Origin of the sequence: Pseudidiomarina sp., assembly GCF_048268165.1 — a bacterium.
Classification (GTDB): Bacteria; Pseudomonadota; Gammaproteobacteria; order Enterobacterales; family Alteromonadaceae; genus Pseudidiomarina.
Genome location: NZ_JBLWWA010000001.1, coordinates 953,989 through 965,733, shown reverse-complemented (window position 1 = coordinate 965,733; position 11,745 = coordinate 953,989). Strand labels below are relative to the sequence as shown.

At 44.0% G+C, this 11,745-nt stretch carries 8 protein-coding genes and 4 tRNA genes; 11 read left to right on the top strand and 1 reads right to left on the bottom strand.

Going from position 1 to position 11,745, the window contains the following annotated elements; genetic code table 11:
• The first annotated feature begins 19 nt into the window (after positions 1–19).
• On the top strand, positions 20–1,981 hold the full coding sequence (locus ACN0UY_RS04710; protein ID WP_417665572.1) for a hypothetical protein: 1,962 nt from the start codon (positions 20–22) through the stop codon (positions 1,979–1,981).
• Positions 1,982–2,355: 374 nt separating this feature from the next.
• Positions 2,356–2,631: a hypothetical protein gene (locus ACN0UY_RS04705; protein ID WP_417665571.1), complete on the top strand. Its 276-nt coding sequence runs from the start codon at positions 2,356–2,358 to the stop codon at positions 2,629–2,631.
• A 128-nt stretch (positions 2,632–2,759) separates the two neighbouring features.
• Here the strand turns inward: ACN0UY_RS04705 and folD are convergent, their stop codons facing one another.
• Positions 2,760–3,620, bottom strand: coding sequence for a bifunctional methylenetetrahydrofolate dehydrogenase/methenyltetrahydrofolate cyclohydrolase FolD (folD, locus tag ACN0UY_RS04700; protein WP_417665570.1), 861 nt, complete (start codon positions 3,618–3,620; stop codon positions 2,760–2,762).
• Between the two features lie 253 nt (positions 3,621–3,873).
• Between folD and ACN0UY_RS04695 the strand changes: the two genes are divergently transcribed.
• From ACN0UY_RS04695 to lon, 9 genes are all read left to right on the top strand, one after another.
• Positions 3,874–3,950 (top strand) — tRNA-Pro (locus ACN0UY_RS04695).
• Between the two features lie 20 nt (positions 3,951–3,970).
• Positions 3,971–4,047 (top strand) — tRNA-Arg (locus tag ACN0UY_RS04690).
• A gap of 32 nt (positions 4,048–4,079) precedes the next feature.
• Positions 4,080–4,155: transfer RNA gene (locus ACN0UY_RS04685), tRNA-His, on the top strand.
• Positions 4,156–4,195: 40 nt separating this feature from the next.
• Positions 4,196–4,272 (top strand) — tRNA-Pro (locus tag ACN0UY_RS04680).
• Positions 4,273–4,390: 118 nt separating this feature from the next.
• Entirely contained in the window at positions 4,391–5,521 is a 1,131-nt protein-coding gene (locus tag ACN0UY_RS04675) for a diguanylate cyclase (RefSeq protein ID WP_417665569.1), read from the top strand.
• 154 nt (positions 5,522–5,675) lie between these two features.
• Positions 5,676–6,974 carry a trigger factor gene (gene tig, locus ACN0UY_RS04670; RefSeq protein WP_417665568.1) on the top strand — a complete coding sequence of 433 codons (1,299 nt, stop codon included), beginning with the start codon at positions 5,676–5,678 and terminating at the stop codon, positions 6,972–6,974.
• A 107-nt stretch (positions 6,975–7,081) separates the two neighbouring features.
• Complete coding sequence (gene clpP, locus ACN0UY_RS04665) at positions 7,082–7,699, top strand: ATP-dependent Clp endopeptidase proteolytic subunit ClpP (protein ID WP_128351125.1); 618 nt, start codon at positions 7,082–7,084, stop codon at positions 7,697–7,699.
• 1 nt (position 7,700) lies between these two features.
• Entirely contained in the window at positions 7,701–8,987 is a 1,287-nt protein-coding gene (gene clpX, locus ACN0UY_RS04660) for an ATP-dependent protease ATP-binding subunit ClpX (RefSeq protein WP_417665567.1), read from the top strand.
• Positions 8,988–9,131: 144 nt separating this feature from the next.
• Entirely contained in the window at positions 9,132–11,480 is a 2,349-nt protein-coding gene (gene lon / locus ACN0UY_RS04655; protein ID WP_417665566.1) for an endopeptidase La, read from the top strand.
• Positions 11,481–11,745: the final 265 nt, after the last annotated feature.

The following is an 11,745-nucleotide window of genomic DNA, read 5'->3' as shown; positions in this document are numbered from 1 at the left end:
GAATTAAGGGACTAATATTATGAGTGCAATCGTAAACCTAGCATTACTTGAGTCATTGAAAGCACATGATTTTAGAGATGAAATTGACCTCTACATACCATTTTTAGCCAATACTATTTTAGATATTGATGAATATCCGTTTAATCCGGCTGCACTCGCCAAGCAGTTCAAAGTAAAGTTTGGTTTTAAACCTCCAGAAGCGGTTATAAAAGTACTATTAGTTAGAGCGAAAAAGAAAAAGCTAGTTAGGGTAGAGAATCATCTGTATGTGCCAGTGTCTGATGCCTTAGCGCCTTACCGCGAAATTTACGAACACAATCGGGAAAAGCTGAAATTAGCACTCGATTCTGTCATCGAAGATCTCATTGAATTTTCTGAGGAGCAGTTTGATAAGAAGATTAGTCAGGTAAAAGCTGAAAGTTTATTGCTTAACTTCATAGAAAAAAACGTATCTTCGTTAATCAACCATAAATCTCCAAAAGAGCGCAATAAGGATGCAATTAAAAATGAAGCGCATCTGATTGCGAGCTATATAGCTTTTGTTTCAAAGTCTAACTCTCGTAACTGGGAGGGCATACAAATACTACTCAAAGGTATCGTGTTAGCAAATTATCTTTTCTTCGCAGACAAAGCGGCTAGCAGTTCAAAAAAGCGCAAGTACTCTAATATATCCGTATACTTAGACACACCATTAATCATCGCTTATTTGGGCTTTAGCGGAAAGCTATCTCAAACAGTTGTACAGGAGCTAATAAGTTTACTCACCAAGCTTGAGGTGAAAATATTTATTTTTGATCGGACGTTGAGAGAGATTGAAAGTTTATTCGACGCATGGATGAGGGATTTAAGCAGAGGGAATACTGATAACTTCAATCCTTCAACGCTGCATCTTTTGATCAGTAAGGGATATGACGCAGCAAGTTTAGAAACAGAGCAAGCTCTTATTGAAAAAAACTTGAAAGAAAGCGGTATTCAAGTTAAGTACAGCAATAGTCTAGATCCGAATTATGTTTGTGACGAAACTGGTTTAGAAAAACACTTAACGAGAAATAAGGCTGTTAGCCAATCCAGAAATGGAATCGAGCATGACGTTATTTGTATTTCAAGGGTTCATAATTCCAGAAAAGGGGAAGTAACAAAATCCCTAAGTGATACGTTTTCGGTGTTTGTTACACCAAATACATCATTGATTAAGTACGCAAACAATTATCTTTCTCCGGATGTTGGAACGGGAATACCAGTTGTTATATCCGAAACTTGGTTAACCACTATATTCTGGTTAAAACATCAGGATGCCTATCGTGACTTACCAACTCAGTCATTAGTTTCTCATGCGTATGCGACTTTAAATAAAGCTGACTCTGTATGGGACAGCTTTTTATCTCGATTTCGTAGGCTTAGCGCCGAAGGAGTTATTGATGACGAAACAGTCGATACAGTTCGTTACCACAAAAACTTATTAAAAGAAGTTAATGATTATTCCGTTGAGATCGGAGATGAATTTACTGATGAAAATGTCTTGGAAATAGTTAAACGCGTTAACGATAAAAATGATCAGGATAAAAAAGATGCAGTAAAACAAGCCGTAAAAGAAGTTGTCGACCAACACGAAATTTCCAAGGCCGAACTTAAACATTTTTCTTCAAAAGTGTCACGTGTTGAGCGAATGATTGAACGAGGTGCTTCAGTATTAGCAGCCATTCTTACAGTAGTGCTAGTTGGTTTCTTTGTGCTAGGCGCTTATTACTCATTGATGGGTATATCCTTTGTTGGCGGGAAAAGCAGTATTGCCTTGCTAATTGCGACTGGAATAACGATTTTAATGAACGTTTTGGGTGCAATATGGGGAATTACATTTATTTCAATATTTAAAAAATCATTTGTGTTTTTTGCCGAAAATTTGAAATCTATGATTCTCGATGAAAAACCAATAGATAAAGCCCGCCTAGAACCGTTTATTGAACCGAAGGATACAGATTAAGAATTAATCGTTTTTCGAAGATTTTCGAAAACGGCGAACAGGAATTAGAAGGAAAAATGGTAGAAAGACATAAAAAAAATACCAGGAAACCAACTACCTAAAATCACTGAATCATTATTTGAATCGCCATTAATTCAGTTTTCAGTTTAGTCTGTGGTCATGTTATGAATGATTTTAATGACTCAATTACTGAGCAGAGAATTAGAAATAGAGCGCTTGGATTATGCATGGGAAGTCCACTTATCAGCGTTAACTTAAAAACGTAGGAGATAGTCACGTAAGCGTGTAGGTTATATCGTAATTTAATACGTAGCGATTTAATTAACTTTGCTTTAGTTATAGTGTTTGAGGGAACCTTTTTTCCGAGAACGAAAATGACACCATACGAAATTAATCGCTGTATCCGTGAGCTAGGGCTCGATCAATCAGTAATTGCGGCAGCATTTGGATGTTCTACAAGCCTTGTATCAAAAACAATTAATAGGACTGCCACTTCTACACCAGTTGCAAGAAAGCTGGCGAAACTAATTCGAGTCCCCTTTTTACAAGTGTTTCCAGATTACGAACATTTACTGAAACATCGGTCGCATTCTAAAGCAGAAAAAATCTTGAAGATAAAGACTTTGCTTGAGGGTGAGGATGACCAATAAAGTTGGATAGATTGAAATTTGGAATCGACCGTTCAACTCGTCATAGCAACATAAATTAGATGTTGATAGAACCATAGTTACGTCTCAATCAATAACCACACATTTCTTATTAATAAAATATCAGAAAATTATAGGGGCGCATGCCACGTATCACAAGCCTGCAAGGTATTTTGCATTAATGTGGCTACGGTCATAGGGCCTACGCCGCCTGGTACTGGGGTAATGTAAGACGCGCGTTGCTCGGCGGCGGCAAATTCAATGTCGCCCACCAGTTGGCCTGATGGTAAACGGTTAATGCCCACATCAATGACCACGGCGCCTGGTTTTACCCAGTCGCCAGGAATAAAGTTTGGTTTGCCAACGGCTACCACGAGAACATCAGCGCGTTGCACGTGTTCTTTGAGGTCACTGGTGAAGCGATGGCATACGGTGGTGGTAGCGCCGGCCAACAACAGCTCAAGGCTCATGGGGCGGCCGACAATGTTTGAGGCGCCAACAACCACGGCATTTTTGCCGTGCAAGTCTAAGCCGATGGAATCAAACAAGGTAATTACGCCGCGCGGGGTGCAAGGGCGCAGGGCTGGGTTACGCTGGGCAAGTCGGCCCATGTTAAACGGGTGAAAGCCATCAACGTCTTTAAACGGATGAATGCGTTCCAGTATGGCCTGTGCGTCAAGCCCTTCTGGCAACGGCAGTTGCACCAAGATGCCGTCAATACTGGTGTCGGCGTTAAGTGTATCGATAAGTGCTTCAAGCTCGGTTTGGGTTGTGCTGGCTGGTAAGTCGAACGCTTGAGAGGTAATGCCTACTTCTTCGCAAGCGCGGCGTTTGCTACCTACGTAAACTTCAGAAGCAGGGTCGCTACCGACCAATACTACCGCTAGGCCCGGTGCACGTGCTCCCGCGGCAAGGCGCTTGGCAACAGCCTGTTTTACTTGATCACGAACTTGTTGAGCTACTTTTTTACCATCGATACGTTGCGCAGTCATTGCTAGGAGCACCCTTAAGATTGATCGCTAAAATAGTGATTTCACAAAGTGCTATTTTCGCATGTTTTTTGCTAAGGTTGTAGCATCTAATGTCGAAGCTCTAAATAACCGTAATGAACAATTTTCCGGCACGCTGTTGGTATTTTCAGCAGTCAGACAATTCGGGCAAAAAAGTGTTTGACGGCATACGGCCCAACAGGTAATATTCGCCCCCGTTGTCAGGCCGCGTCCTGCACCGGTTTTTAGAATTTGTCGGCGAGTAGCGCAGCTTGGTAGCGCACTTGTTTTGGGTACAAGGGGTCGCTGGTTCGAATCCAGTCTCGCCGACCATTTTAAAGCAGGTAAGATATGCGCCCGTAGCTCAGCTGGATAGAGCAACGGCCTTCTAAGCCGTCGGTCGCAGGTTCGAATCCTGCCGGGTGCGCCAATTTAGCCCTGGCAAAACAATGTTGTAAAGTGGTGGCTGTAGCTCAGTTGGTAGAGCCCCGGATTGTGATTCCGGTTGTCGTGGGTTCAAGTCCCATCAGCCACCCCATTTTCTTCGCTGTTCAGCAATATCTCAAAAATAATAATGTCGGCGAGTAGCGCAGCTTGGTAGCGCACTTGTTTTGGGTACAAGGGGTCGCTGGTTCGAATCCAGTCTCGCCGACCATTCTTCATGCAATTTTCCTTTCTGGTCTTTTTCCGTAGATTTCTGGTTCTATATGCGTATACTTTGAGCATCTATTTCAATTGTGCTACATGCTATAACAATTATAAGAGCGTGATTTATGTTAGAGACAACGCCAAACCAGTATGATGCTGTGCACTCTACTTCAACGGATGAAGGGTTTGGGTTGGTGATCTCGGTAATTAGCATGCAGCTGATAAACTCCACACCGGATCAAAGTCAAACACATATTGAGCATGCGTTAGCGTTGTTGGGGCGTGGCGGTAGCAAAGACCGTTGCTATGTTTTTGAGTTTTCCAGTGACCATTCGGAAATGTCAAACACCTACGAATGGACCAACGACGGTATTAAGCCCCATAAAGACGAACTACAAAATATTCCTTCAGAAACCATGCCGTATTTTTTCGAGCGAATGCTTGAAGACGGTCAAGTATTGGTGGATGACGCCTGTAAATTGAGCGATTCAACGGGCGGTTTTCGCGATGAATTATTACGCGAAAACATTCGCTCAATGATGGCTGTTGGTATGTTTTTGGAAGGAAAATTGGTCGGCTTTGTGGGTTGTGATTTGGTGAATCGCCAAACCAATTGGGTTGAACGCGATATTCGACAAATGCGCCTTGTTGCCGACATGATTGCCAACACTATTTCGCGCCACCAAACCGAAGCACGTTTGCGTGCTACTGAAGAAGAATTGTTGCAAGCGAATGCGAAGCTGGCGCAACTTGCGCGGCAAGACAGTTTAACTGACTTAATTAACCGCCGTGGTTTAGATGAATGTTTGGAGCATGAGTTACGTCGAGCGGTACGCGCCAAACATCCGCTAACTTTGATGATGGTTGATGTTGATTATTTTAAGCGGTTGAATGACGAGTATGGTCACTTACATGGCGACGAAGTGTTAAAAGCTGTGGCTGATATTTTACAGAAAAACTTTAAACGCACGGGCGAATATGTGGCCCGTTTCGGTGGCGATGAATTTATGATTGTCTGCCCGCAAACGGAGCTCTCTGAGTTAGCTGCGCAAGCAAAGAAAGTATTAACTGAAGTTCAGAAATTAAAAGGAAAGCTCGGTACACCAGTAACTGTAAGCATCGGTGTTATGTCGAGTATTCCAAAACCAACAACGAATACCGATGATTTAATGCGTGACGTGGATGAAGCTGTTTATTTAGCAAAACAATCCGGACGCAATCGTATGGAATTAAATCCACAACTTTCAACTGACTAATAGAGCGACATCTAAGCAGTCTGTAGCTTAATCGGTGCAAAAGTACCCGTTGACACTCGACGTGAGCCCGTGGCTTCGCTATAATGCGGCGTCATTTTGAAGGGCCCCGTTGGTAGTGGGCTCAGGCCAATAGTGAAGCCGAGGTAACAAAGCAATGCAGGTTTCTGTAGAGACAACCCAAGGATTAGAGCGTCGCGCCACGATCACCGTGCCAGCTGACGTTATCGAAAACGAAGTCAAGCGTCTGTTAAAGGACGAGTACCGTAACCGCCGTATCAACGGTTTCCGTAAAGGCAAAGTTCCACCTAATGTTTTGCAGAAATTGTATGGTAAAGAAGCGCGTGCGCGTGCCGCGTCGAACCTGATGCAAAGCAAATACTTCGAAGCCATGATGCAGGAAAAAATCAACCCAGTGGGTATGCCTGCGATTGAGCCGAAAGTTAACGAAGAAGGCAAAGACCTTGAATTCGTTGCTACGTTCGAAGTGTATCCAGAAGTTAAAGTTGCAGCATTAGATAAGCTGAATGTTGAGAAGCCAGACGTTGAAGTTACTGACAAAGACGTTGACAACATGCTTGATACATTGCGCAAGCAACACGCAACCTGGAAAGAAATTAAGCGTAAGTCGAAAAAAGGTGAGCGTATCACTATCGATTTCACCGGTTCAATTGACGGTGAAGAATTCGAAGGTGGTAAAGCGACTGATTTCGCACTTGAGCTTGGCGAAGGCCGCATGATTCCTGGTTTCGAAGACGAGATTATTGGCATGAAAGCTGGCGAAGAAAGAACCATTAAGGTGACTTTCCCAGACGACTATCATGCTGAAAACCTGAAAGGCAAAGAAGCACAATTCGTTGTGGTTGCGAAGAAGGTTGAAGAACGTGAATTACCAGAGTTAAGTGACGAGTTTGTTACTCAGTTCGGTATTCAAGAAGGCGGCGTTGAAGCGCTTAAAGCTGAAGTTCGTAAGAACATGCAACGCGAATTGAAAAACGCAGTGCAAAGCAAAGTGAAAGAACAAGTACTGAAAGGTCTTGTTGAAAACAACGACGTTAACTTACCGAAAGCAATGATTGACCAGGAAGTAGACGTTCTGCGTCGTCAAGCCATGCAGCGTTTCGGTGGTAACCAAGCACAAATGCCACAATTACCAGCTGATTTGTTTGAAGAACAAGCAAAAGAGCGTGTAAAAGTTGGTTTGTTACTGGGTGAAGTTATCCGTGGCAACGAGCTGAAAGTTGACGAGAAGAAAGTTGACGAGATCATCGAAAACAACGCATCTGCGTACGAAGATCCAGCTGAAGTTATCGCGTATTACAAAGGTAACGAAGAAATGATGCAGCAAATTCGTAACGTTGCATTAGAAGAACAAGCAATTGAGTTCATCCTTGATAACGCAAAAGTTAAAGCGAAGAAAACCAGCTTTGACGAGTTGATGAACCCTAAAAAGTAAAACAGTTGGTGGAACTGTCACAACATCGTTGACGGCGTCCATAACAACTTGGTTTAATGGCTCGTATAACCTTATACGGGCCATTTTTATTTCAGGAGTCGTAAATTATGTCGGATATGGCGCTAGACCCAATGGCACAATTGGTGCCGATGGTAGTGGAACAAACTGCAAAAGGAGAGCGCTCGTACGATATCTACTCGCGCCTACTTAAAGAGCGCGTGATTTTTTGCTGCGGTCAAGTTGAAGACCACATGGCTAACCTGATTGTCGCGCAACTACTATTTTTAGAATCAGACAATCCGGATAAAGACATTTATTTGTACATCAACTCACCAGGTGGTGCAGTGACTGCCGGTATGGCAATTTATGACACCATGCGTTTTATCAAACCGGACGTGAGTACCGTATGTATGGGCCAAGCGGCCAGTATGGGTGCGTTCTTATTAGCGGGTGGCGCGCAAGGTAAGCGTTTTTGTTTGCCAAATTCACGCGTGATGATTCATCAGCCATTAGGCGGGTTCCAGGGGCAGGCGTCTGACTTTGAAATTCATGCACGCCAAATTCTTGATATTAAAGATAAGCTTAACCGTATGTTGGCCGAAAATACCGGCAAGGACATCGAACAAGTGGCAAAAGATACCGACCGTGATTACTTTATGTCTGCGCAAGAAGCTGTAGACTACGGTGTAGTTGATAAGGTGTTGACGCAAAGAGGCGGAGAATAGAATGACTGATAAAACTGAAGGTAACGGCGAAAAGCCGTTGTTTTGTACCTTCTGCGGAAAAAGTCAGCATGAGGTTCGCAAGTTAATTGCCGGGCCGTCGGTATTTATTTGTGATGAATGCGTTGACTTGTGTAACGATATTTTAGAAGAAGAAATTCAGAATATTGCGCCACAAGAAGAGCAGAAGAAGTTACCGAACCCCCATGAAATTCGAGCGCATTTGGATGAGTACGTTATTGGTCAAGATATGGCCAAAAAGGTACTCGCGGTTGCAGTTTATAATCACTACAAGCGTTTATATAACAATGAAGCCACCAGTAAAGACGAAGAGCAGATTGAACTTGGTAAAAGTAATATCCTGCTAATTGGTCCAACGGGTAGTGGTAAAACGTATTTAGCTGAAACGCTTGCGCGTTATTTAGATGTGCCCTTTACCATGGCTGATGCGACCACATTAACTGAAGCTGGTTATGTTGGTGAAGATGTCGAGAATATCATTCAGAAGTTACTGCAAAAGTGCGACTACGATGTAGAAAAAGCACAGCGTGGTATTGTCTACATTGATGAAATTGACAAAATCTCGCGCAAATCGGACAACCCATCCATTACTCGGGATGTGTCGGGTGAAGGCGTACAGCAAGCTTTGTTGAAGCTTATTGAAGGTACGGTAGCAGCGGTGCCGCCGCAAGGTGGACGTAAGCACCCACAACAAGAATTTTTGCAGGTTGATACCTCGAAGATTCTGTTTATTGCCGGCGGTGCATTTGCTGGGCTTGATAAGGTTATCGAGCAACGCATTAGCGTTGGCAGCGGTATCGGTTTTGGCGCTCAGGTGAAAAGTAAAGAACCTAAAGCCGAAGGCCTGACGCTTGCCAGTGTTGAGCCTGAAGATTTAGTTAAATATGGTTTGATTCCCGAGTTTATCGGGCGACTCCCTGTATTAGCAACGTTGACTGAGCTTGATGAAGACGCCTTGGTGCAAATTCTACGTCAGCCAAAGAATGCATTGACCAAACAGTACGGTAAATTATTCTTGATGGAAGATGTTGAACTTGAGTTCCGCGATGATGCACTGCGCGCAATTGCTCGTAAAGCAATGACCCGTAAAACTGGTGCGCGTGGCTTGCGGTCAATCGTTGAAGCTGTGCTACTCGATACCATGTACGACTTACCGACTATTGAGAATGTGGTCAAAGTTGTTATCGACGAGTCGGTTATTAAAGGCGAGTCTGCACCCATTTTGATTTATGCCAACCAACAAGAAGAAAAGCACGCATCGGGTGAGTAATCTTGTTGTTTAGCATGAAATTTATGCAAAAAGGGCCTTTGTGGCCCTTTTTTTGTGCAAAACATTGAACTTTCGCTGGAGAGCCTCATATTAAGAGGTAAGATAGAGTGATTCGAATCACGAACCCGTTACCTGGAGAAGTTTATGAGTGAAGAACGGATTGAACGCTTGAGTATACCGGTGTTGCCGCTACGTGATGTTGTGGTGTACCCCCACATGGTTATTCCGTTATTTGTCGGGCGTGAAAAGTCTATTCGTTGTTTAGAAGCAGCGATGGATAAAAACAAACAAATATTTTTGTCAGCGCAACAAGACGCATCGGTTGATGAACCCGAGCAAGATGACATTCATCGCATAGGTACTGTTGCAACCATTTTGCAGTTATTGAAACTACCTGACGGCACGGTAAAAGTGCTGGTTGAGGGTAGTCAACGCGCCGAAATTGAACAGTTTGAACCGGAAGAGGGCTTCTTTCGGGCGCAGGTGCATTACCTCGATTCAGAAGCGATGGACGAGAAAGAAGAAGAGGTGATGATTCGCTCGGCCATCAATCAGTTTGAAGGCTACGTAAAACTGAACAAGAAAATTCCACCGGAAGTGTTAACCAGCTTGTCTGGTATTGAAGAGGCCGATCGTTTGGCGGATACCATGGCGGCTCACATGCCGTTAAAGCTTAATGATAAGCAAAAGGTATTGGAAATAACCGACGTACGTGAGCGCCTTGAGTATCTGATGGCACTGATGGAAGGTGAAATTGACCTGCTTCAGGTAGAGAAGCGTATTCGCTCACGCGTTAAAAAGCAGATGGAAAAGAGCCAGCGTGAGTACTATCTGAATGAACAAATGAAGGCCATTCAAAAAGAACTGGGTGAAATGGAAGATGGCCCAGATGAGTTTGAAGCGCTGGAAAACAAAATCGACGAAGCAAAAATGCCTCCAGAGGCTGAGAAGAAAACGCGTGCTGAATTGCAGAAGTTAAAAATGATGTCGCCGATGTCTGCGGAAGCCACCGTAGTTCGTGGTTACATTGATTGGATGGTTTCAGTGCCGTGGAAGAAGCGTTCACGCATTAAGAAAGACCTCGCGAATGCGGAGAAAATACTTGATGCTGACCATTACGGTCTGGAAAAAGTTAAAGAACGTATTCTTGAGTACCTTGCGGTGCAACAGCGTACCAGCAAGGTGCGTGGTGCTATTTTATGCTTAGTCGGGCCGCCAGGAGTTGGTAAAACTTCACTGGGGCAATCGATTGCGAAAGCGACTGGCCGTAAGTATGTGCGTATGGCACTTGGTGGCGTGCGCGATGAAGCTGAAATTCGTGGCCATCGTCGTACCTATATTGGTTCCATGCCGGGTAAGCTTATTCAGAAAATGGCAAAAGTTGGTGTGCGTAATCCACTATTTTTGTTAGATGAAATTGACAAGATGGCGTCAGATATGCGCGGCGATCCAGCTTCAGCGTTGCTCGAAGTGTTGGACCCTGAACAGAACGTTAATTTCAACGACCACTATCTTGAAGTGGATTACGATTTGTCAGATGTGATGTTTGTCGCAACGTCAAACAGCATGAATATTCCAGGGCCGCTGCTTGACCGTATGGAAGTGATTCGCTTGTCGGGTTACACCGAAGAAGAGAAACTTAATATCGCGAAGCGTCACTTGCTGAACAAGCAAATAGAACGCAACGGATTGAAAGCTAAAGAAATCAACGTTACCGACGATGCTATTATCGGGATTATTCGCTACTACACCCGTGAAGCCGGTGTGCGTAATCTAGAGCGTGAAATTTCTCGTTTATGCCGTAAAGCAGTGAAGAAAATTGTGCTGGATAAACGCATCAAACACGTTGAAATCACAGGTGAGAACTTATCTGACTTCTTGGGTGTGCAGCGCTTTGACTATGGTAAAGCGGAAGAAAATAACCAAGTAGGTCAAGTAACCGGTCTGGCTTGGACCGAAGTAGGGGGTGACTTGCTGACCATCGAAGCGACCAACGTTGCGGGTAAAGGCAAGATTACTTCAACGGGCTCTCTTGGCGATGTTATGCAGGAATCTATTCAGACTGCACTCACCGTTGTGCGCAGCCGTGCAAACATGCTGGGTATTCCGGAAGACTTTCATGAGAAGCGTGATATTCACGTACACGTACCTGAAGGTGCTACGCCGAAAGATGGCCCGAGTGCAGGTATCGCTATGGTGACCTCATTAGTGAGCTCATTAACGGGCATCCCTGTGCGGGCCGATGTTGCGATGACTGGTGAAATAACCCTACGCGGTGAGGTGTTAGCAATTGGTGGGCTGAAAGAAAAGCTTCTGGCGGCGCATCGTGGTGGCATCAAACATGTGTTGATTCCAAAAGAAAACGAGCGAGATTTGAAAGAAATCAGCGACGAAGTGAAGGGCGATCTTAAGATTCAGCCTGTTAAATGGATAGATGAAGTACTCGCTGTTGCGCTTGAATCGGCACCGAAAAGCTTGGAAAAAACAGCTTAAAAACGCAAAAATGCGGCCTGCGAGGCCATAACTGGTCTACAGGCCGCATTCTTTCGTCAAAAAAATTGTTAAAAAGGGTTCTCAATCCGAAATCTTGTGGTAGCCTAGAGTCAAAGTGATTAGTCAGACTCAAACAAAATAAGAATCTGGCGTGCCACTTGCGTGATGGATTAATAAGGAAGATGTCTGCTAATCTATCACTACTGCTTGAACCGTAAGTTTAAGCTTGTTATAACCTTCGCTGGCCCATTGAAACAAACAGAAC

What these genes read in the sequence shown, in the direction of transcription:
- clpP (WP_128351125.1), top strand. Translation starts at nt 7,082, where the DNA reads ATGTCGGATATGGCGCTAGACCCAATGGCACAATTGGTGCCGATGGTA.
- ACN0UY_RS04705 (WP_417665571.1), top strand. Translation starts at nt 2,356, where the DNA reads ATGACACCATACGAAATTAATCGCTGTATCCGTGAGCTAGGGCTCGAT.
- folD (WP_417665570.1), bottom strand. Translation starts at nt 3,620, where the DNA reads ATGACTGCGCAACGTATCGATGGTAAAAAAGTAGCTCAACAAGTTCGT.
- clpX (WP_417665567.1), top strand. Translation starts at nt 7,701, where the DNA reads ATGACTGATAAAACTGAAGGTAACGGCGAAAAGCCGTTGTTTTGTACC.
- tig (WP_417665568.1), top strand. Translation starts at nt 5,676, where the DNA reads ATGCAGGTTTCTGTAGAGACAACCCAAGGATTAGAGCGTCGCGCCACG.
- lon (WP_417665566.1), top strand. Translation starts at nt 9,132, where the DNA reads ATGAGTGAAGAACGGATTGAACGCTTGAGTATACCGGTGTTGCCGCTA.
- ACN0UY_RS04675 (WP_417665569.1), top strand. Translation starts at nt 4,391, where the DNA reads ATGTTAGAGACAACGCCAAACCAGTATGATGCTGTGCACTCTACTTCA.
- ACN0UY_RS04710 (WP_417665572.1), top strand. Translation starts at nt 20, where the DNA reads ATGAGTGCAATCGTAAACCTAGCATTACTTGAGTCATTGAAAGCACAT.